Source organism: Dechloromonas aromatica RCB, from assembly GCF_000012425.1.
In genome coordinates this window covers 955170-976913 of the sequence record NC_007298.1, presented here as the reverse complement: position 1 = coordinate 976913, position 21744 = coordinate 955170, and the positions used below count along the sequence as shown (strand labels likewise).

Here is a 21744-nt window from a genome sequence, read left to right as displayed (position 1 = left end):
TTACATCTCCTTGGGGATGGGGTGTGATGCAAATTGTCTGGATAAGCGGATTTACTTCTGGCTGGCGCTGACCACGCCGTAACCAGCAATCCACTCGTTGATCGGGCGGTAATAATCCTGATGGGCGTTGTAGGGGCCACTGGCGGCCATTGCGGCAAAAGCGGCGACCCAGGTGCGGACTTCATGGGTCGAGCGACCGGCTGCCTTCGAAATTTCTTCGATGTCGAAGGCATCGACCTTGTCCAACTGGCCACGAATCAGCAGATCCATGAAGTTCTGGTCCCACTCGGGATTGAGCGGGGTCAGCTCGCATTCCGGTTTGCCGAAGATCATGCCGGTGGCCAGCGTGCGGGCCTGGCGGGCGGCGCGGAATTCCGGCGTCGGGTTGCGCCCGGCAATCAGGAAATTGGCAATATCCTCATTGGCACCCGACAGCAGCGGCACGGGCGGTTCATGCGACAGGCCGCCGGTGCCGAGGATCAGCACGCGCTTGTTCAGCTTGGCGATGAATTTGCCGACCGCCTCACCCAGCTTGCGCACCCGGCGATAGGGGCCAAACGGTGGGGCCACCGAGTTGATGATGATGGGAATCACCGGGTAACGGGTCAGGCTGCCGGTCATTTCTTCCAGCGTTTGCGTGCAGCCGTGATCGACCTGCAGACGATGGGAAATGGCGATATCGATATCACTGTCGAGAATGAACTTGGCCATTTCCAGGGCCAGATCCTTGTCCACCGACAGAGGACCGGTCATCGTCTGGTAATCGCCCACCGAGTCGGCCGCGGTAGCGATCACAAACGGCGGCATCAGGTCGTAGAACAGGCCGTTGTAGTGATCCGGCGCGAAGACGACAATCAGTTCCGGATCGAAGGCCTCCACTTCGGCCTTTGCCTTGGCCAGAACGGCGTCAACTTCGGCAACAGTGGCGGCACCGGGGTCATTGATGCCACGCAACGGCGTGTGAGACAGACATTTCAGCTGGATGGTCATGCAATATCCTTGATCAACGAATTCAGGCAAGCCGCTCCCCTCGGGAAGATTGGCTTTCCCGCAGGCAAAGGGCAGAGTTTTTGAGGAGTGGTCGTCTCGGAAGACGACGGATGGGGGGCTAGTTAGCCGAAACCCGTGAAGCCGGTATTCATGTTTGTCTCCACATCGTTTTTGTTGATGGAGAGATTCTAGGGAGATGCAAGGACTAGCCGAAATTTATTTCCCAAATGTTCACAATGTGCACAACTTTGTTTTAGAACGAATTTAATAGACAACTAAAAATGCTTCGGCCACAAATGCTTATTTGCCAAGGGGGTTAGCCCTTGGCAAACTTCAGTGAAAATTCAGAAATCCAGCCGGTTTTCTGCCTTAATTGACATACTTCCATTTGCCGTTCGAAACCTCGATCAGCACTGCCGACGCAGGGTCATAGCCGCCGTGATCGGTGGCACTGGTGGTGTAGGTTCCGTTGGCGCCGACCACCTTCTTTGTGTTTTCCAGGCCATTGCGAACGGCCTCCCGAAACTCATCCGTCCCCGGCTTGGCGGTCTTCTGCGCCCCTGTCAGCGCATGTTCGAGGATCACCCAGCCGTCCCATGACGCGCCAGCAAAGGTTGAACGCGAATCAGGCCCGTACTTCTTTTCAAGTAGCGCCAGGAACGCCAAGGCACTCTTCTTGTTCGGATGCGTGTCAGGTAACTGCTCAGCCACAAGCACCGGGGCAACCGCCAGGCGCGCACCTTCGATGGCCTTGCCGCCGACGCGCAGGAAGTCTTTGTTTGCGACTGCGTGGGAGTGGTACACCGGGCCGGTGTACCCGCGATCGCGCAGCGTGCTGTGCGGCATGACCGCAGGCGTTCCGGCACCACCAACGAACACTGCATCCGGCCTGGCAGTCACGATCTTGAGCGCTTGAGCGGTGACGCTATTATCCGTACGGCCAAAACGTTCAACCGCCACGACCTTGATGCCAGCTGCCTCAGCCGTCTTGTTCAGCGCCTTGAGCAGCAACTCTCCCCACGGATCGGAAAACCCGATGAAAGCGACGGTTTTGGCGCCCTTTGCCTTCATATCAGCCACGCAACGGCCAACCATGATTTCAGCCAGCGGCTCCACCCGAAACGTCCATTTCAACTTTTCCGGCGCCACCTCGATGGGTGCCTGAGACAACAGCGGTACTTTCTTTTCGTTCGCCACGTCAGCGATCGCCACACCACCAGAGGTCAAATTCGGTCCAAACAGGACGTCAACATTGTTTTCACCGATCAGCTTGCGAGCGTTTTTAACTGCGTTAGTCGGATCGGTTGCATCGTCCATGACAATGAAATTGACTTTTTCCTTGCCCAGGGTAGTCGGCATCAGGTCAATTGACTTTCTCGTCTCATTGCCAAGTGACGCTGCCGGGCCAGTCAGGGAAAAGATCACACCAACATTGATGTCGGCATGGCTGACATTGGACAGAAGGGCGGCGCTCACCGCCACCACTGCAAATTTCTTGGTGAAGTTCATCTTGGTCTCCTCGGGTTGGGGTTGGTTTCTGCACACATGAATGGGGGGCTTTCGCTCCCCGGGCTGCTGCTACACTTTTTTGTTCAGAATTTTTGACAGAGCATCGGCGAGAAGGTCTTTTGCCGTCTTCGCATCAAACAAGTCGGCGCTATGGCGCCACGCAACCACACCATCAGGGCGAACCAGGATGACCCCAGCCTCTTCGATTTCGCGACGACGCTGCCATTCGCAATACACGTCCTGTGTCTCAGGTGCGCCAGTCACAACAGTCCGCAGATAGGGAAGCTGCAACGCCTTGGCAGCCTCAACCCAAGCCTGGCCAGAGAGTCCCGTGACAATCGAAAACATCCCTTTCCCCGTGACATCCAGAGTCGAGACCTTGACCCCCTTCTTGTTCACCAGCCAAGCGTGGGGAATTTTCGCGCCAGGACGAGTACTCGCCTGAAGATAAAGCTCACGATCCCGTTTCCAGACCTCCTCCCTGGCACCAGTTTCAGGAATGATTGCCGTTGACTCATAGCGCTGATTCATCTCGACGCCCTGGCCGTTGAACTCCCGGTTCTTCAGCTCCAGCGCTTCTTGCGCAGCTTTCCGGGCCTTGACACCTTCGGGACCAGGATCCTTGAATCTGGCGATCCCCGCTGCAACCGGATTTTCAGCCCCCTCAACACGGAAGACCGCCTTCAAGGGCGCATAGTCCAATCGAGACTGATTGGCACGAGTAACGATTTGTTTGCCGACCGGAGCACGCTCCGGAGAGTAGGTGTCAAGCAAGGCCTCGCCGGCATGTCCCTTGAGGACATAGGCCAGTTTCCACGCCAGGTTGAATGAATCCTGAACGCAAGTATTCAGCCCCAGACCGCTTGATGGCGGATGGCGGTGGCAAGCATCACCGCCGCAGAATACCCGCCCCTTCGAGTAAATCGGGGCATAGGCCTGATTCACGTACCAAATGGACGTCCTGACGACCTCGACTTCAAGGTTCGGATCGCCGACCAGCGTGCGAATCTGGCCAAGCACGTATTCCATGTTGCTCAGATCTGGCTCGCCCTTCGACATATCGAAGCCCCAGCCGGCAATCCACTGCGTCCAGGGTTTCACTGCTCGCAGCAAGCCAAGACCGATCTCGCCGAATGATGCATGGGGGCTGACGATCCAATGAAGAATACTGGGACGGTGTTCGACGTACTTCGACAGGTCGGCATTGAAGATGACATAGGCCGTACCGGCGCGAGCAAGCTGCCCCTCCAGCTTCAGATCAAGCTCTTCAAAAACTTTGGAGCGGGCGCCGTCAGCGCCAATCAGGTACTTGGCGCGCATGGTGTATTCACGGCCATTCAAACGATCCTGCAACCTGACCGTCACGCCATCCGCATCCTGCTCATGCGACAAGTATTCGGTATTGCACGAAAAGCTGGCGCCGCGCTCCGCTGCGTTCTTGAAGATGATCGGCTCGATGACCGGCTGGGTGATATCCAGCAACTCGCAAGGGCTGCCTGTCAAATAATCGCTCTTTCTTTCCTCTCCCGTTCCCCAGGCCCGCATGCGAACAAGCTCTTCACCGATCAGGCTCGTCGTAAACAAGCTATCGCCCATGTGTTTCCAAGGGGTGGCGTAGCGATATGACTCCTCTTCGATCTCCAAATCGCGCAGCACTTCCATCGTGCGCTGATTGGTGATGTGCGCCCGCGGCGTGTCGGCCAACCAGTTCCAGCGGGAAATCATGTGGCAACGAATCCCGTAAGTAGCGAGCGCCAATGCGGCAGCGGCCCCGGTCGGGCCAGAACCGATGACCAAAACATCGGTATCGAATTTGTTGCTGTCTTCCATTTATCCCCCAACGAACTGATGTTGTATAACAAGCAAGATTAACTTGCATGCTAGCATGCAAGTTTTTGGATCACAACAATGCGATCAACAATTCGTGACTGGATCAGGCAACGCCTGGTCCGGAAAACCGACGCCTTTGGTACCATCTGCGTGAAGGGATGCAAAAAATGGCCAGCAAAAAAAATCTGATTTACGAAGAAATCCTGGGAAGGCTTTTCGAGGGACGCTACCGTTTTGGAGCCCCTATTCCCGTCAAGGAAATCAGCGAAGATACCGGCGCAAGTCGTAACCCCATCATGGCGGCCTTGTATCGTCTTCAGGACAACGGCTTTGTTCGAATTACCGCCCAGGTCGGTTGTCGCGTCGTCGAGCCGACCTTTGACGAAATCAGCGACTTCTATCGCATGTTTGCGGCGACGGAAGGACTCATCGGGGAATTGGCCGCTGAAAGAGCCACGCCTGACGATCTGGCAAAGCTAAGAGCGATCAACCAGCAGATAGCGGAAATCGACAATACGAAGCCCGATGCGGCACGCTTATATCAACAACTCAATGTCCGGTTTCACAAGCAATTGCACGCAATGGCGCGCTCGCCGATTGTTTGCTCGAGGCAGCTGGCGAATTTTGAACTCTCGGATTTTTACCTCGTACAGACCGAAGGGTTCAAAGCCCATATTGGATTGGTTTACGCAGAGCATCAGGAAATTATCGACGCCATCGCTGAGCATCAGTGCGAGAAAGCCGGGACTCAGGCAAAAATGCATATCGATAGCGTCGCCAGGACACTGCTTGAGCATCTCAAATTAACGACGGGCTGATTGCCTTATCGTATTGATCACCAAGACAAACATGCGACCAGAGAGCGGAGCCAGTTATCGCAACGTGCAGGGCCTGAGCCGTGGCTTGTCCATCCTGCGGGCCATCAGCCAGTCAGCCAACGGCTGGGCGAGCATTGCCGAACTCAGTGCGGCCACCGCGCTGCATCGGACAACGGTACGCCGCATGCTGGAAACCTTGCAGGCCGAAGGCTATGTCAGGCGCAGCGCATCCGACGACAGTTACCGCCTCAACCAGAAGGTACGCCAGCTGAGCGATGGTTTCACCGACGACGAATGGATTTCCGAAGTAGCCAACCCGGTACTCGGCGAACTGCTGCAAAAAATCGTCTGGCCCTCGGATCTATCGACCCTCGATGGCGACTGCATGCTGGTTCGCGAGACAACCCACCGCTTCAGCGTGCTCTCCTTCCATCGGGCAATGATCCGCCAGCGCATGCCCTTGCTGTTCACCTCGGCCGGCCGGGCCTATCTGGCCTATTGCAGCGATGAAGAGCGCAAGCAGATACTTCAACTGTTGGTCGCCGGCAACGACGAGCAGGCCAATTTTGCCCGCAATCGTGTGCTGGTCAATCAAATGCTGGAAAGGGTACGGCGTCAGGGCTACGCCTCGAATGAGGGCGAATGGAGTCAGCAACAGAAAATCGCTGCGATTGCCCTGCCCATTCGCCACAAGAACCACGTGCTGGCCTGCCTCAACATCGTCTTCTTGAAGAAGGCGATGAGCGTTGCCGAGGCAGCCAGCCGTTACCTGCCCGACCTGAAAGCCGCCGTCGAAAAAATAGAGGCCCAACTGGATGGAAGCGAGATCGAGGTCCCGCTGCCCACCGCCATCACACCACCCCGTTAAATGGAGCGGCCCCGCCCCGACCTACAGGCCAGGGCAATTCCTTACATGCGCAGGGCGTCCGGATCGGCCCGCATCAGCCGCTTGTTCATCTTGCCGACACTGGTCTTGACCAGCGTCTTGACGAAACTGACCTGCAACAGCACGCCGTAGCGCGAAATACCGGCGGCCTCGATGGCATGGGCCGCATAGTTGCGCAAGGCATGCTCGGTAATCTGGCCAACATGCTCCGGTTTGAGCAGCACCAAGGCGAGTGGGCGCTCACCCCACTTGTCGTCCGGCACGCCGATGACCGCCACTTCATTGACCGCCTCGTGCTTGGCGATGATGTCTTCCAGTTGCAGCGAAGAAGTCCATTCACCACCGGTCTTGATTACATCCTTGATGCGGTCGGTGACCTTCAGGTAGCCGGCCGGGTTGATATTGCCGATATCGGCGGTGTGCAAATAACCGCCCGCCCACAAGCCTTCTGAATCCTCCGGTGCGCTGACATAGCCCTGGGTCAGCCACGGCGCGCGCACCACCACTTCTCCAGTCGCCTTGCCGTCATGCGGCACATCGGCCATCTCCGGATCGACGATGCGCAGATCGACCAGCGGCAACGGCCGCCCGGTCTTGGCGCGGATCACCGCCTGCTCTTCCAGGGAACGATTGAGGTCGGCGCTTTCGAGATGCGCCATGCTGAGCACCGGGCAGGTTTCCGACATGCCGTAGCCGGTGAACAGATCCATCCCACGCTTCTGGGCAGAAATGGCCATGGCTTCCGGCATGGCAGCGCCGCCAATCAGAATTTTCAGGCCGGTGAAATCGGCGGTCTTTGCATGCGGATGGCTGAGAATCATGTGCAGGATGGTTGGTACGCAATGCGAGAAGCTGACGCCCTCCGTGCTGATCAGGCGGCAAATCACTTCCGGCTGGTAACGACCGGGATAAACCTGCTTGACGCCCATCATCGTCGCCAGATACGGAAAGCCCCAGGCATGGACGTGGAACATCGGCGTCATCGGCATATACACATCTTCGCGGTGGATATGACCCTGCCGGTTGGCCCCGCCCAGCGCTGCGGCGCAGCCCAGCGTGTGCAGCACGAGCTGGCGATGGCTGAAATAGACGCCTTTCGGATTGCCAGTCGTGCCCGTCGTATAGAAGGTCGTCGCCTGTGCGTTTTCGTCGAAATCCGGGAAGTCGTAGTCCGGAGAAGCCTCAGCCAGCAGGGCTTCGTATTCGCCCACCATCGCCACCGGAGCAATCGGGAGTTCGGCCTCGTCGCTGATCAGAATGATGGTCTTCACCGTTTCAAGTTGCCCCGCAATCTGCGTCAGGATCGCGAAGAACTCGCTATTGACCAGCAGCACATCAGCCTTGGCGTGGTTCAGCGTGTAGAGAATCTGCTCCGGACTGAGCCGCACATTCACGGTCTGCAGGATGGCGCCCATCATCGGCACGGCAAAGAAGCATTCGAGGTAGCGATGGCTGTCCCAGTCCATCATCGCCACCGTCTGCCCGGACTCAACCCCCAGGCCGGTCAGCACATTGGCCAAGCGGCCGATCCGCTCGTTCAGCGTCCGGTAGTTGTAGCGCAGTTTGCCCTGATAGGTAATCTCCTGCTCCGGCGCAATGGCCAGCGGCGTCAGCAGCAACTGCTTGATCAGCAGCGGATACTGATAGGCGGAAACCGTCGACTGGACGAGTTTGATTGGCATTTTCTTCTCCCTGGTCTTTTATTGTGCGTGGCGGTCGACGCCGCCAACAGGGGGAATTTTACGCGCCTGTGACAGCCAAAAGTCCGGCCTGGGCAACGGAAAATGCGTTGTTAACGCAAATGCTGTTCGGCAATCGCGCTTAGATCAGCCGACAGAGTCCCGGAAGCCATGCCGCGTCGGAACGCATCCTTCGCCTCGGGAAGGTGACCATCCGCTTCAAGAGCCAATCCGAGCCCCAGCCACCAGCGGCCTTCGTTCGGCGCCAGACGCGCTGCCCGCTGATAATGGCCAACGGCCAGACGCTGGGCACCGAGACGCGACTTCAGGTGCCCCTGAAAACCGGCATAGTCGGCATTGGCTTCGGCATAAGCCTGCGAACGAGCCAGCGTGCGGTCCGCTGCGGCCAGATCGCCGTGCTCCAGTTGCAGGCGGGCCAGTGACATCGCCCAGCCGGTCTGGGCCGGCTGAAGCTCAAGCCCTTCCTGCAGCACGAGCATCGCCTCATCGTTCTTGCGCATGTCGAGCAACAGACGGAGCAGTGCCTGACGGACCGGGACATAGCCGGGATCCTGTTTCAACGCTGCCCGCATGCCTTCGATGGCCTCGGCGCTACGGCCTGAAGCCATCGCACCTTCTGCCTTGCGGTACTCGGCATCGGCCCGATCACGCGGGGTCGCCGCGATCGGGCTTTTCTCGATCTTGACTGGCCCGACCGGTGCGAGAGATGCCGGCTTCGGCACTTCCGGAATCGCCGAAGCGGGTTCGCTTTTCGGCGCGCTTGCAGCTATCGGCACGACTGGATCAGGCACCGGCAGGACCGGCGCGGCGGGAAGCGGCAAGACCTCAAGATTCGAGGCCAGGCGCAATTTGTCGTCCACCGGTTCTGCGACCACAACGGGCGCTGGTGATAGCGCAGGAGCAACTACGGCAGGTGGAACAGGCGCCACAACCGGCGCATGATCAAGCCCCAACAGAGGCAGCAGACGGCCATTCGCATGGAGGACACCAGCGCCAATCAGCAGCAACAAGCCACCGACCAAAATCAATTTGGCCGTATGACCATGATCACTGCTAGCAGCCGGCAAGGAACGTATTTCCCGCTGCAGGTTCTGCCGGGCCAGGTCATCGGGACGCTTGGTCTCGAGATTGCGCAGCATGTCGTTGATCAGACTCATGTCACCACCATCCCGCCGAGGCGGCACCTTCCGTGTCGGAGGCCGCCTGCCGGACATGGCTGGCCGCTACCGCATGCTTGCCTTCGCCATAGACCGAGAGCAAGGATTTGTGGGCCAGGATATTGAGCAGACGCGGCGTACCGCGACTGGCCCGATGCAGGCAGCGAACGGCGCGCGGCCCGAACACATCTTCACCACGATAACCGGCCACGCGCAGGCGATGCACCAGATATTTGGCCACCTCTTCACGGGCCAGGCCGCTCAAGCGGTAATGGAAGGCAATGCGTTGCAGCAACTGGCGAACCGAAGGCTCGGCCAGCTTGCGATCGAGTTCCGGCTGACCGAACAGCACGATCTGCAGTAACTTGCGCTTCTCGGTTTCCAGATTCGAGAGCAGGCGCAGCGACTCCAATGTCTCCAGCGGCATGGCCTGCGCTTCGTCGATGCAGACAACGACCTGCCGCCCGGCTGCGGCATGCGCCAACAGCGCACGATTGACGCTCTGCAACAGATGATAGTCATCGCTATCGGTGCTGACTTCGAGGCCGAGTTCCTCGGCCAAAGCCAGCAGCAAGGTGCGCGGGGCAAGATAAGGATTGGGCAAATAGGCCGAAACCCCGCCTTCCGGCAGGGCTTGCAGCAGGCGCCGACAAAGCAGCGTCTTGCCGGTCCCGACCTCGCCGGTAATCTTGATGAAGCCTTCGCCGCTATTCAGCGCGACGAGCAGGGTATTCAGCGCCTCCTGGTGGCTGCGCGTGATCACCGTGTAGCTGGTGTCCGGCGTAATGCCGAACGGCAATTCAGTCAGGCCGAAATGATCAAGATACAACGCGACCTGCCTTTGCTGCCGTTGTCAGCGCTGTCATTGCCACTCGATGTGGCGTTGCTGCCGCGGGTCGAGCGCCTGCAGACGGTCCTGGGCATCGCCGGCCACATCGCGCCAGGAATTCTCGCCCCGAATGACTGTCGATTTCATCAGGATGACCAATTCGCGCTTGCGATTGGAAACACTCTTCTGACCGAACAACAGACCAAGCCCGGGCACGCCGCTGATCCCCGGCAGACCGTAGCGGTTGGTATTCTGTTCCTGGCTCATCAGTCCGCCGATGGCGACAATACTGCCGTCCTGGACGCGGACGATGCTGTCGCTCTCGTTGATCGTGCTCGATGCCAGCGGCAGCGTGTAGGTTCCGAGGTCGCCAAGATTGACGCTCTTGCTCTTTTCCTCGACCACGCTGACAGACGGATGCACGTGCAGGATGATGTTGCCCTCATCGTCGATCTGCGGCGTCACATCGAGCGAGATACCGGAGAAAAATGGTTGCAGGGTGATATTCGGAGTCACGACATTGCCGCCGGTACCGGTGCCGGTCGTCACATTGGTGCTAATCCCGGTCACGAAGTAATCGTCCGTCCCCACCTTGAGCACGGCCTTCTGGTTATTGGTCGTCGCAATACGCGGGCTGGACAGCACCTGAACGTCACCCTGCCCCTCGAGGAAGGAAAGCAGCGCCGCAAAATTATTGGACTGGAAGGTCAGGCCGAAGAAACCACGCCCCGTCGGCCCCGTAGCCATGGCGCCGCCACTGCCCGGTACAGCAGCCACCGCAGTGCCGCCGGAAACACCGGCGGCAGAACCGCTGATCACCCCGGAGCCGGCCAGGGTCGCACTCGGGGCAGCGATCCCGAGAGAGAAGCGATTGGCGATGCCACCGAACTTGCTCCAGTTGATGCCGGTCTGGTACGAGTCGTTCAGCGAGACCTCGATGATCTTCGCCTCCAGCATTACCTGTCGCTCGACCACCAGCTGGGTCGCCTTCAGATATTCGTCGACCCCCCGCAGCTCGACTGGCGTTGCTTTGACCAGCACGACCCCGGAGCCTGGATTGACGATCACATTGCGGCCGTCCTGGTGACCGACAATCGTCGTCAGTGCCAAGGTCAGATCTTTCCAGAAATCAAAATCCGAACTCGTCTGGACACGGGCGCTGTCGACGATGCGCTGTGCCGACGAGCTGGTCGTTCCGCCCGTCGTCCCCGAGGCACTGCCACTTAGCTGCTGCCCGGAAGCTGCCCCGCTGCCCATGCCGGGGTTCGAGGTTGTCGGTGAGCTGCCGGTCACCCGCATGTCGCTCATGCCCTGCCGACGACTCGCCAGATAATTGATCTTGAATATCCGGGTCTGGATGGTATTGGGCTGCACGTAAATCCGGTTGCCCTGGAAACGGTAATCGTAACCATAGACATCGCGCAGGGTATCGAGCGCCTCGCGCACCGTCGTGTTCTTCAGATTCAGGCTGACCGTGCCCGACAGTTCGGGCGGGAAAAGCATGCTGTAAGGCGTACCGGAAACCAGGGCATTCAGTACCTGTCCAACCGGGGCATTATTGACCGCCAGATTGAAACGAGGCTCCGGCTTGGCAGCAACCGGCTGCTCCAGTTGCAGTGGTGGCACCATGGCCTGGCCGACGACATCGCCTTGCGAGCGGTTCGTCTTGCCGGCAGCGGCGGCACCGATTTCCTGACCGGCCCGTTCGAACGCATCTCCCCGATGCGAATACTGGTTGCTGCACGCGGCCAGCAAAAGTGCCGACATAGCGACTATCGAAATCTTGCTCATGGCAGACCCTTCACTGGCCCGGTTTTCCCGGCCTTGCGGGATTTGGGCGTAACTATCATTTGTTTTTCAACGTCGGGGGTCAGGTAGAGATGCGTCACGCCATCCGCCCCCTGCAATACAGCTTCTCGTTCAGTCAGGCGCACCAGTCTGGCGCCGCCGACCTGGTTGCCAAGGGTCACGGTCTTGCCATCGATGATCGCCACCGGCCGGCCACCTTGCCTGAGCAGAACCGACTGCAGGCGCAAACCCGTTGAACCCTCAACGCCGGAAACGCCAGCGTCTGCCGCTGTCATCCAGGCAGCCGGCGGGCGCGTCGGATCGTTCGACTGGGCATAGGCCGATGAGACAAACGCGAGCCAGGCGAAAAAGATCAGCTTCATAGCGCCAGCCACGAGCGATCCGGGCTCAAGGTGTAAACCGTCAGGGTCATCTCCGCCTTCGGGTAGTCGATCACGCGATAGCTCAACTGCCCCCATAGCAGGTGTTGCGGCATTTTTTCCAATTGGGCCAGATAAGCTTGCAACTGGCCATAGCTGCCTTCAAGGCGAATCTCCACACCATGCCGATAAAGATCAAAGCTTCGCTCGGCAGTCTCGCCCTCTTTAGCCACGTCTACTCGGCCCAGGGCACTTTGTGGCGCCAAGGTTTTCAGGCTGAGTAACCGCAGCCCCGGATGACGGGCCAGCAGACGTTCAAGCAGCGCGTTCATCTCCTCCGGCCGGACCAGTGCCGAACCGAGCTGACGCAATTGCTCATCCAGTTTGTCCCGCTCACCACTCAGAGCGGCCAGTTCAGCCTTCCGGCCAGCATCGGGATCAATCGCCAGTTGCTGCTGCAAATTGGCCGCCTCCGCCTGCAATTGAGCCGCCGAGGCACTTTCAGTCGCAATGGTATTTTCCGTACCATTGAGGCGAGCGCGCAGCGGATCAACAAACAGGGCGTTGCCGATCAGCAGCGGCCCCAGAATCAGGGCAACAGCCACCAACTGGCGCTCGCGCTTGGCCAACGACGAATATCGCTTGTTCAGCCGGAACCAGGTTTGGCGCATGCCGTTCATCGTGCCTTCTCCGGCTCCGTGCGCAACACAAATTCCGTATAGCGCGCCTTGACCTTGGTCTGTACCTCGGCGCCCGAAGCCGCATCGCGCTTTTCATCAAGCGGATCGAAACCCTTCATGTCGAGCGCCGAGAAACGACGCCCCGCAAAAGCCGGTTCGTCATTCAGCCGGTTGATATAGACCGGCAGCAAAGCCGGATCGGTCAGCCGGCCACGAATTTCGATATCCTTGTCGGCAAAACCGAAACCAACCAGCCAGACCCCCTCTACACCCTGCCGCGAGAAACCCTGCAGCAACCCCGAATAGGCATTGCTGCCGGTCACCTCGCCCCGGGCGATCACATTCAGCACTTCCTGGCGCTGCGCCACACCGAGCCGGGCTGCCGCAATCTGTGTATCCAGTAAGGAATCGCCCTGTCGCGCCCCCAGAGACTGGCCAAGCATCTGCACCTGTTGCTGCAGCGCGAGCAGCTGCGTCTTGATTGCCGCCTCTTTGGCGCGGAGGCTTTCCGCCCGCATCGCCGTCACCGTGGCCAAGCCAACCAGCAGCAGCAAGCCGACAAGGGCGAAAGCAGCAACCACCGGCAAGGCCAGCCAGTCTACGCGCGGTTTCAGCTCCGGCAGCAGCAGGTTGATCTGCTGACTCATACCGCGGTCCTCAGCGCAGTTCCGATCGCCAGCAGGCTCTGGGCTTGCCGCTCGGCGGAGCGCAATTCGGGCAAGGTATTGAATTCAGCAACCTGGCCGAGGTCGGCAAGCTGAACCGGCAAATAAAGATTCTGGCCCAGCGCGGCCACTACGCCAGCACAGTCCGCTTCCGAAGCGACCAGCAGACGTGATACGGAAATAAAGCCATATTGACGATCGAAATTATCGAAGGTGCGCTGCAATTCCAGCGCCAGACGCTCCAGCATCTGCTGGCGACGTTCCTGATCAGCCTCGGCCAACGCGGCCGACGAAACCTCGATGCGCCGCGACAGATAAAGCTCGCCGCGATAGGTAATGGTCAATAAGCCATCGCCCTTGGTCAGCACCAGAAAGGCAAGCCCCCGGTTAGGCTCCTCGAAAAGCACCGCGACATTGCGCACGGCCATTTCGGGGATATCGATAGCCTCCAGTGGCACCTTTGAACCATGGAACAGCGACATCCTTTCGCCAACCGCGGCCTGTGGCGCAACAACAGCGAAGACGCTGGCCTGTCGACTGCCTTCGACGGGAATGTCGGCGACGGCAATAGCCGCACCCTCGACCGAAAAATCAACCACATCCTTCAAGCGCCAGCGCAAGGCCTGCAGACGCTCTTCAGGCGGCACCGCCGGGGCCTCGATCTGCACCAGCCGATACTCGGCGTCGCCAAGCAGGGTGGCGCAACGATAACGTTTCAACCCCCGGCTCTGAGCCAACCGTGAGAGCGCATCGCGCTCATCTTTCTCGATCCGGAACGATTCGCAAAGCTGGATCTCTGGGCATTTGCCAGCCGGGCGAATGACATGGGCAAGGTCGATGCGATCGCCGTTTCTGACGACCGACATCCACCCCTCCTCAAGTTTCACCCCAAAATTTGGCCACATTGTCCAAACACCTTAAGTTTTTTCAGAAGGATAGCCAGTAACACATTATTTTTCAATGGTTTTTTAGTTTTAGTATCTTTCGCGAAAATAGATTACTGGCGATCTTGGACCACAGGAACCGAAGCATGCACGGGCATTCCCCGTGGCAGGAAGCCAAGACGCTGATGGCGTCAATTTGCTGCCAATGACGTCCACGTATCCAAAGTTGCCGACCCCGGGACCGATGCTTGACGAGGCCAATCCACGCAGCACCAGCTTTCCATCCCCATTGACCATGGCAACCGACGCGGCTGTCGAGCCGTTCATTTGTGCAACAGCCTCACCCGGGGCGAGTCCATTACGGGCCGTATCGGGCGGCGCGTAGAAGACCAATCCGGCATTTCCGGTGTCTTGTCTCGTTGGCTGGGTCAGCGCAGTGCAACTGTCGTAGCTGTTTGTCCTCCAGCCTGCCGAGCTCCAATACTGGGCCAGCACAGGAACTGACAATGGGAGCATTTCAGAGCCATAGGCATTGTTCAGCCACAAACGCCCATCGACAACGCCCGTCGTTCCGATCTTGCGTGCCGAGCAAGCGGCTACAGAGCAAATACCCGTAGTTGCCGAATTCATATCCATACCGTCGATCGCCACACCATCCGTGGTGTCGTTCAGGGCAACCCCGATATCGAGCAACCAGAAAGGCCCGCCCGCGCTGGCACGATTCGCCGCACAAGTCGCCAAGCTCAATGCGACAGGCGATGCAGGACGTGAAAAGCTAACGGCTGAAGTATCCGGTGCATTGTCTGCGTTGGCGTCATTGATCACGTAAAGCCCGGACGACCACTGTGCCGCAGCCAGCCCACCGATGCGACTCGCCAGGTCGCACCCCTGATTGGCCGTATCCTGATCCTCGGCCACGAGACTCGGGTTAACAACGGGGTAACCCAAGGCCTGCGAATAATTCTTCGTCACGACACCTGCCCCATTGACCGCCTGCAATCGGTAAGCGATACCCATTTGCGGCTGCCCCATGTAAGTGAAGGGCTTGGTACCGGAACTGCAGAACGACGTAACGCCACCACCAAGGTAGGCAATCCGATCCGGGATAAAGCGTCCGAACAATACCGAATTGGGCGCCGATGTACCGCTATCCAGAAGCCCGAACAGGCAACCATATTTGCCTGAAGCATCCTTGGCATTCGAATAGCTGCCGGCAACACAATCGTTCTTTGTTGCGGCGCTATCCACGGCAACCCAGTCATCGTCATAGACACCGCGCACCGATGTCGTATCGGTAGCCGGGTCAAAGCCAAGAAAACGGAAATTCCCGACTTCCGAATAGGTGAAGGAACCGGTAGCCACCGATGTCGATGCACCAGGCGTCGCATTCGGGAAAATGATCGGGGACAGGCTGCCCACCGTCCATCCTGCTGCCGTTGCGCTCATCCCGCTGCTGCTGATCTTGGGCGTTCCCGAATAGCCAGCGGCATTCGCCGTTGCCGTCAGGGTAAAGCTATCCGTTCCTGCCTTGAATTTGGGCGCCCCGGTCAGGGTGGCATTGGTTGCCGACGATGTAACACTGGAGAACCTGGTCGGTCGGACAGCGAAGGTGTCGACGGAGCAGGCGGTCACGGCGCCTTCGCTCATGACCGCAACCAGATTGGCATAGGCCGTATTGATCGTGAAATCGGCGGTCGTCTTGATACCCTTGTCGGTTGACGTATAGGCCAGTGTCTGGCTACCACCCGTTACCGCCGTCTTGCCATTGCAGGCACTGGTGGCGCAAGCCGTCGCCCGGTTCGCATCGGCACCACATGCGCCATCGCTGTTATCGACCAGCTTGATCGCCACATTTTTCGTGCCGCTAGCGGCATAGGTCGTCAGGATCTGGCTGTTGGACAGGGCGGCAACCTTCAGCTTGAAGGCGGTGCCAACGAGCTTGGTATAGATGTGCCCCGTCAAAAAATTCTGAATGGTGCTGCTGTATGCGTCATCAATCGCGCTGAACCCGCCGGCAGTTCCACCATCGGGAGGAACATAGTTCTGCGCGCAGATTCGAACCTCGCCGAGTTCGTGAATATTGGTCGAACCACCGGTCGAACCGGTAAAGGACAACTGCCAGTTGGCTGGCACAGCGGCCTGAGTGTAACCAGCCAAAGTCGCAGCAGCAAAGGCATCGAAAGAAGGGACAACCGAAGCATAGCTGGCACGCGTTCCCGTGGTATCGCGGTTGACTGCAACAAGTGTCTTCCCGGAGGCAGCATTCCGCGCGTCGACGATGACCTGATAATAATGACCATATGCAGGAGTGGTGGAGGCAGCATTATCCACCCCCGGAGACAAGGTGGAACCCGACCCACCCAGATAGGGGTACCCCGATGTGCCTGAGCCAGAGCCACGTACCGCGACTGCATCGGCAATAAATCCAACGCCACCGACGCGCCCTTCTGTTGGATTCGAATAATTTCCATATTCATCGACGGCAATACCGATCCAGCCACCGGCAAATCCGGGAACTGTGCCGCCAGCGGTTTTCTGAGCATAGCCCAACGACCCGCCAAATGCTCCGGGAACGGCTGGCACCGTGTAATCCGACAAGGTCACGGCTATCCCGTCTGCACCGCTACCGTTGTAGGCATAATGCTTGAACTCGACCGATATGTAGTTACCGGCCGCCGGGAAGAAGCCCGGTGCCGTCGCCGCCTTGGCGTTGTTGCCCGTCTTTTCCGTCAGGCGCAAAAAGCCGGTGCTGGTATTCAGGTAAGGCACAACCCCCGTTGTATCACTGGTCGAGACGACCCAGTTGCTGGTGGTAAACATCGGCGACGGATTCAGGGTGCTGCGACCAAAGCTGTCGCACTGACAGGTCAACACCAAGCCACTTGGTGTATTGGCCGGCGGCACACAACTACTCGATATGATCGTATAAGCCTCACCGGAGAAATTGCCATTTCCCGCCCCCGTTCCGCCCAGCTTGGTGCCATCGGCGCTACTGACGATCGTATCGTTATCGACCAGATTCAGTTGCAGCGTCCCACTCGTGCCAGTCCCCGTATTGGCAGTCACGGTCCACGTCGTTCCTGAGCCACTAACCGCCGTGATACTCGCGCCGGTGGCACCACTCCCCTGAAGCAGGGAGAAATCGCCAGAGTCCACCCCGGTCACCGACCTGTCGAAAACCACCTGCCAGGTCACACTTGAGTTGGGCGCAGCCGGATTACTGCTGGAACGGCTGATGGAAAGCACGTTGGGCCTGGCATCGACAATCACAGCCGAGGCGAGCGTATAGCTTGACGCGCCAGTGGTGCATGCATCGTTGTTGTAGGCAACAAAATAAACGTTATAGGTCCCCGCCACCGAGGGAGCCGTCATGGCAAACGTTTCGGAATAGCTCCCAGAACTATTGTGATTGGAATGATTTACCGCTGTCGGCGTACCCGGCGATGACGCCGCGATAGCCCACGTCGTGCACTGCCAATTATTGTCTGACCCCGAAGTTGAGGCATTGACCACGGCAGTGATCGACGCACCTGGGGCGACGGTGGTCACCGAACCGCCATCGACCGTCGCCGACGTTACCGTGCGCGCCGCCAAAACATCCCCGGAAAACAGGCACGAGAGGCTAAACAGCGTAGCCAACAGCTCACTTCTGATCCGGATTGCCATTGTTCTCACCGCTCGCCCCTTATATCCCTTGATCCACTAACAGTCATAAGGCGCCACCGTAATCGACGAATCCCGGCACTTTTCCAGTGTCACCTCCACCTGGCGCTCTATCCCAGGCGCCTTGGCCCCGTTCGCGGTCGCCTTGGAGATAATCCGGTAAATACCGATCTGGCGCCCGGCCTCGGTATAAGTCGAGCTCGAACAGGTCACTGTAACAGTGTGATCAGGAATTGCCGGCGTCCCATCGACACATGTCGGCAACGATGACAACTGGGCATTGGGGTCAAGCTGGAACATCCCCCACTCGGCACCGGCGCGAGCTGCCTGATAGGCCTTGGCACCGCCAATATCGGTGGCGAGATTGACATGTGCCGTCGAGACGACAGAAACCATCGCTGCCGCCAGGATCGCCATCAGCAACAACAAGAAAATAGCGGTGATGACCGAGGCACCCTGCTGGCGCGATCCATGAGCGGAATGATCCGAAAAAGGCATCATGGCGTGTTCAGGACATCGACCTGATGCAGCAAATCGACCGACTCCCCGTTCCGCGTCAAGGTCAGCCGGAGTACAACCAGTCCGTTGCGCTGTAATACGGCGGGGATATAGCTGAACGAACAAGCCGAAACGTCGTTTACCAATACCGCTGACACGCCCCCGAAGGGCCACGGTGCGGAAGCAAGGCTGCTTTGGAAACCGTAACCGGAATGCCGGGTGATGCTACCGAGCTCCGGATTGGCCGCGTTTGCCGAGCACTCGTAGGTCACGGGAGTTCCAACAATCTGAAAGCGACTATTCGGAGAGGCCAGTGGAAACTGCTGATTCGGCGCACTCCCTAGCGTGAACTGGATACTCGATACGCTGCCAGCCGCAGTGGCTATAGCCCGCCTGCTGGTTCCGGCATAGACATCCGAACCGGTCTGACCGAGATTGAATATCACCAGTTCATCACCCGCCGTTATTGTTACCGCCGGTCCGAGCACATCAAAGCCATTGTCGGTCGTGCTGCCAAAATTAAGCGGATTACCTGCACCACTATTATCGACATCCGCCCGATAACGCCCTGCATCGTGAATCGGCACGAACTCAAGAAAGCCCCCTGACTGCCGGACGCTGTTTGGCAATGCCGACTGAAGATCGCGAGCAATGCGGCGCAAGGCGGTATCGGCGGCATCGGAAAGATCGGCGCGATTGCTCACATTAACGTAGGCATCGATCTGGCGCCACCCGAACATGCCGACTATACCAAGCAGTATTCCGGTGATGACGATCACGACAATCACCTCGACCAGCGTAAAGCCGCGTTCACCAGCTGAAACAGGATGAAAATCAGTAGCGCGGCGCATAGCGGAAGCGATAGCCCGTCAAGGAAAATGAATGCCCATTACGACTCACCGTCACGGTCACGCTCAAGGCGGCAGTATCGTCGGCCAGCCCCAAGGCGATTCCGGCCCGAGCAACCGCAACGCCTGCCGTATAACCCGTCATGGCATTACCACCGGAAGCGTCATCGATATTGTTTTTGGAGAAGCCATCGTAGTCCGCCACATTGTCGTAAGCCGTTCCCGGCCCGCTGCCGGAACGACTTGTCTCTGTGGACGGCGTCGCACCGCTGACATTCTGCGGGTTGGCACAATCGGCATACTGCTGTGCCGTCGATGCCGCAGCATCGTCCGGATCACACCACGTGAATGGCTGATGCAAAATCTCATTGAGCAACGACTCGGCAATGGCCATAGATTGCTTGGTTTCCATCGGATCTGCACTGTAACGCACCAGTGGATTCATCACCGACACCAAGCCAACCACTCCGACGCTGACAATCACAATGAAAACAATCAGCTCAACCAGTGAAACGCCGAATTGGCGACGCCGAAAGCGATCAATGCACATAACCCGTCTCGCTTTCGACGGTAATCGCCAGGGAAGCCGGCAAGCCGGAAACGGTGATGCTGGCTGCCGCGCTGGGCCGCCCGGCAGCATCGAAGGTCAAACTGCTTGCTGACGAGGTGATGGCGATTGAACCACTCGCCGCAATGCTGAGATTCGTCCCATCCGGCCCTGCCAGCAAACTGCCGATGCTGCAGTTGGCAGCAGGATAAGTACTCGAAATCGAGAAATCCACCTTCGAAGGGCTTGTGGAAAAGCTAACGCAGACCGTCCGCCGCGCCGCCACCGCTGATTTCTGCGCGTAACGCAGCGCCGCAACGACCTGATCGTGCAGGGCTCGCTCTTCAAAACCGCTGCCACCTCGCCAGCGCGGCATGACCACAGCGGCCACGATGCCAAGCAGCACGATGACGACAACCAGTTCGACTAGGCTGAAACCAGCACTGCCCGCTCTGCGCACTGGAACTGCACTAAAAACAAAAGGCCCGGCAGTGACGCCAGGCCTTCCATCACGAAAAATCATGAGTATTGACAGACGATCAGCAGGCAGATGCAGTGATCGTATAGGTCGGTGCAGTCGTCGAAGTTGCTGGCGCATAGAGAACCTTGCAACTAGCAGGCGTCGGCGCTTTCTTCATTTGGATTTCATTGAGGGTCGTGGTGTCAAAATCGGCAGCTGGATTAAGATCCATGACCAATGCCAGTTCAGCTGCAGTGCTGGCAAATCCGTACACCAATGAAACGGCTGTGCCATTCACCGTAACACTACCCGTCGCTCCACCTTGGCCACCCGCCTGAGCCTTGGCATAGAGCATCGCATTTGCTGCGGCCATGGAGCCAGATACGCCCTTAATCACCGAAGAGCGAGCATCGCTCGACAGATCGACAAACTTCGGCAGTGCCGTCGCAGCAAGGATGCCGAGAATGACGATCACAACAACCAGTTCAATCAGCGTGAAACCCTTTTGTACGTTCTTCATATCCAACTCCTCAAATTAAAAAATTAGCATCCGGTCGTGGTCAGGGCACTGATCGTCGGCGCTGCATTAGGTGCGGCGGCAGGCGCGTAAGTAAACAAACAGGTTCCGGCAGCTGTCGCCCCCACCACACCGAAAGTGGCCGTGCCGCCGGCAGCACCACCGTAGGTATAGCCCTCGGTCTGCAATTGTGCCGCTGTCGGATTGAACACACCGGTCAGGCCGGCCATCGACAGAATACCGGCGGTAGTTCCGATCGCCGTGACCGCCGGATAGGCGTTGGTCATGTTAACAATGCCGCTCTCGGTACACACCGTGCCAGCCCCGGAAACGACATTGGTCGCCGTGCCACCACCACCAGGACAAGCCGCTGTATCCGCAACGCCGGCCCGGGCCAGCATCGTCGCATGCGACAAGGCCGATGCCGCGAGCACGCTGCCGCGTGCCGCTTCCAGCTTGGCAATGCGGGCATCGCGTTGCAAATTGACAAAACGCGGCAGAGCAACCGCAGCCAGAATGCCAAGGATGATGATCACGACGATCAGTTCGATCAACGTGAATCCGCGCTGGCCTTGTCTGTTAAAAGCAGATGATTTATTCATATTTATATTATCGACAGCGAATCTTATAACTTTAGACATATAAACTCCCTTTCTCAAGCCTTATTCACGTTGATCTTCAAGTCGAGACAAACCAACCCCCGCGAGCACCGCCATTGAATGCTCGCTTCCCAATTCTCGACTGAAGCGAAAGCGGGCCCGGTGCCCATCGCGAAAGCGAAAAACCAGTTCCCCGGCAGGCCGGTCGAAATACCAGACCGATCTGTTTTCCGGCGCCACATCCAGTTCGCCGACGTAGTTCGCTGGTCGAACCGAAACCCAATCGAGCGGATTTTTGCTTTTCGGCAGTTCGCCACCAAAACCTTCTCGATGGGCCACAGCCTCGATCAAACCGATCCGAATGGCCGCCACCTCGGATTGCACGATGGCCTCTTCCACCTCGACCCGCGTCGCTTCCAGCGAGCGCATTAGCAACAACGACATCAGGCCGATCAGGATGATGACAAACGCGAATTCGTAATAGCGTCGCATGTCC

The 21744-nt window shown here is 58.4% G+C and carries 22 protein-coding genes; 3 read left to right on the top strand and 19 right to left on the bottom strand.

Going from position 1 to position 21744, the window contains the following annotated elements:
* Positions 1-51 precede the first annotated feature (51 nt).
* The 3 genes from DARO_RS04705 to DARO_RS04695 all read right to left on the bottom strand — a co-directional run bounded on the left by DARO_RS04705 (position 52) and on the right by DARO_RS04695 (position 4329).
* Positions 52-990, bottom strand: a complete 939-nt coding sequence (locus DARO_RS04705) for a 3-carboxyethylcatechol 2,3-dioxygenase (protein ID WP_011286666.1) — start codon at positions 988-990, stop codon at positions 52-54.
* 369 nt (positions 991-1359) lie between these two features.
* A complete protein-coding gene (locus DARO_RS04700; RefSeq protein ID WP_011286665.1) occupies positions 1360-2499 on the bottom strand; it encodes an ABC transporter substrate-binding protein in 1140 nt (379 codons plus the stop codon).
* 69 nt (positions 2500-2568) lie between these two features.
* Entirely contained in the window at positions 2569-4329 is a 1761-nt protein-coding gene (locus tag DARO_RS04695; protein WP_011286664.1) for an FAD-dependent monooxygenase, read from the bottom strand.
* Between the two features lie 167 nt (positions 4330-4496).
* Here DARO_RS04695 and DARO_RS04690 point away from each other — a divergent pair, with 167 nt between their 5' ends.
* Both DARO_RS04690 and DARO_RS04685 read left to right on the top strand, forming a co-directional pair.
* On the top strand, positions 4497-5147 hold the full coding sequence (locus DARO_RS04690) for a GntR family transcriptional regulator (protein WP_011286663.1): 651 nt from the start codon (positions 4497-4499) through the stop codon (positions 5145-5147).
* A gap of 31 nt (positions 5148-5178) precedes the next feature.
* The gene (locus DARO_RS04685; protein WP_011286662.1) at positions 5179-6015 is read left to right on the top strand and encodes a DNA-binding transcriptional regulator; all 837 of its coding nucleotides are present in this window, start codon (positions 5179-5181) and stop codon (positions 6013-6015) included.
* Positions 6016-6056: 41 nt separating this feature from the next.
* Here the strand turns inward: DARO_RS04685 and DARO_RS04680 are convergent, their stop codons facing one another.
* The 9 genes from DARO_RS04680 to DARO_RS04640 form a co-directional block, all read right to left on the bottom strand.
* Positions 6057-7715 carry a fatty acid--CoA ligase gene (locus DARO_RS04680; protein ID WP_011286661.1) on the bottom strand — a complete coding sequence of 553 codons (1659 nt, stop codon included), beginning with the start codon at positions 7713-7715 and terminating at the stop codon, positions 6057-6059.
* A 110-nt stretch (positions 7716-7825) separates the two neighbouring features.
* Positions 7826-8890 carry a tetratricopeptide repeat protein gene (locus tag DARO_RS21555; RefSeq protein WP_011286660.1) on the bottom strand — a complete coding sequence of 355 codons (1065 nt, stop codon included), beginning with the start codon at positions 8888-8890 and terminating at the stop codon, positions 7826-7828.
* Between the two features lies 1 nt (position 8891).
* On the bottom strand, positions 8892-9719 hold the full coding sequence (locus DARO_RS04670) for an AAA family ATPase (protein ID WP_011286659.1): 828 nt from the start codon (positions 9717-9719) through the stop codon (positions 8892-8894).
* Positions 9720-9752: 33 nt separating this feature from the next.
* Complete coding sequence (mshL, locus tag DARO_RS04665) at positions 9753-11510, bottom strand: pilus (MSHA type) biogenesis protein MshL (protein WP_011286658.1); 1758 nt, start codon at positions 11508-11510, stop codon at positions 9753-9755.
* Entirely contained in the window at positions 11507-11890 is a 384-nt protein-coding gene (locus tag DARO_RS04660) for a hypothetical protein (protein WP_049758508.1), read from the bottom strand. The genes mshL and DARO_RS04660 overlap by 4 nt, the downstream gene beginning before the upstream one ends.
* A complete protein-coding gene (locus DARO_RS04655) occupies positions 11887-12567 on the bottom strand; it encodes a type II secretion system protein GspM (RefSeq protein ID WP_011286656.1) in 681 nt (226 codons plus the stop codon). Before DARO_RS04655 ends, DARO_RS04660 begins: the two co-directional genes overlap by 4 nt.
* A complete protein-coding gene (locus DARO_RS21550) occupies positions 12564-13214 on the bottom strand; it encodes a hypothetical protein (protein WP_011286655.1) in 651 nt (216 codons plus the stop codon). Before DARO_RS21550 ends, DARO_RS04655 begins: the two co-directional genes overlap by 4 nt.
* A complete protein-coding gene (locus DARO_RS04645) occupies positions 13211-14098 on the bottom strand; it encodes a hypothetical protein (RefSeq protein WP_049758505.1) in 888 nt (295 codons plus the stop codon). Before DARO_RS04645 ends, DARO_RS21550 begins: the two co-directional genes overlap by 4 nt.
* A gap of 108 nt (positions 14099-14206) precedes the next feature.
* On the bottom strand, positions 14207-17488 hold the full coding sequence (locus DARO_RS04640; protein ID WP_041224214.1) for a DUF6701 domain-containing protein: 3282 nt from the start codon (positions 17486-17488) through the stop codon (positions 14207-14209).
* Positions 17489-17597: 109 nt separating this feature from the next.
* On the opposite strand from DARO_RS04640, the gene DARO_RS22720 reads away from it, so the two are divergent.
* Positions 17598-17822 carry a hypothetical protein gene (locus DARO_RS22720; RefSeq protein WP_157037138.1) on the top strand — a complete coding sequence of 75 codons (225 nt, stop codon included), beginning with the start codon at positions 17598-17600 and terminating at the stop codon, positions 17820-17822.
* Here DARO_RS22720 and DARO_RS04635 read toward each other — a convergent pair.
* From DARO_RS04635 to DARO_RS04605, 7 genes are all read right to left on the bottom strand, one after another.
* A complete protein-coding gene (locus tag DARO_RS04635; RefSeq protein WP_011286652.1) occupies positions 17819-18280 on the bottom strand; it encodes a hypothetical protein in 462 nt (153 codons plus the stop codon). The genes DARO_RS22720 and DARO_RS04635 overlap by 4 nt on opposite strands.
* Positions 18277-19128: a prepilin-type N-terminal cleavage/methylation domain-containing protein gene (locus DARO_RS04630; protein WP_011286651.1), complete on the bottom strand. Its 852-nt coding sequence runs from the start codon at positions 19126-19128 to the stop codon at positions 18277-18279. Before DARO_RS04630 ends, DARO_RS04635 begins: the two co-directional genes overlap by 4 nt.
* Entirely contained in the window at positions 19112-19675 is a 564-nt protein-coding gene (locus DARO_RS04625; RefSeq protein ID WP_011286650.1) for a prepilin-type N-terminal cleavage/methylation domain-containing protein, read from the bottom strand. The genes DARO_RS04630 and DARO_RS04625 overlap by 17 nt, the downstream gene beginning before the upstream one ends.
* Positions 19665-20132 (bottom strand): GspH/FimT family pseudopilin, encoded by a 468-nt coding sequence (locus tag DARO_RS04620; protein WP_041224213.1) that lies wholly within the window; start codon positions 20130-20132, stop codon positions 19665-19667. The genes DARO_RS04625 and DARO_RS04620 overlap by 11 nt, the downstream gene beginning before the upstream one ends.
* A 79-nt stretch (positions 20133-20211) precedes the next feature.
* A complete protein-coding gene (locus tag DARO_RS04615) occupies positions 20212-20652 on the bottom strand; it encodes a type II secretion system protein (protein ID WP_011286648.1) in 441 nt (146 codons plus the stop codon).
* Between the two features lie 23 nt (positions 20653-20675).
* A complete protein-coding gene (locus DARO_RS04610; protein ID WP_049758500.1) occupies positions 20676-21251 on the bottom strand; it encodes a prepilin-type N-terminal cleavage/methylation domain-containing protein in 576 nt (191 codons plus the stop codon).
* Between the two features lie 60 nt (positions 21252-21311).
* Complete coding sequence (locus DARO_RS04605) at positions 21312-21740, bottom strand: hypothetical protein (RefSeq protein ID WP_157037137.1); 429 nt, start codon at positions 21738-21740, stop codon at positions 21312-21314.
* Positions 21741-21744 lie beyond the last annotated feature (4 nt).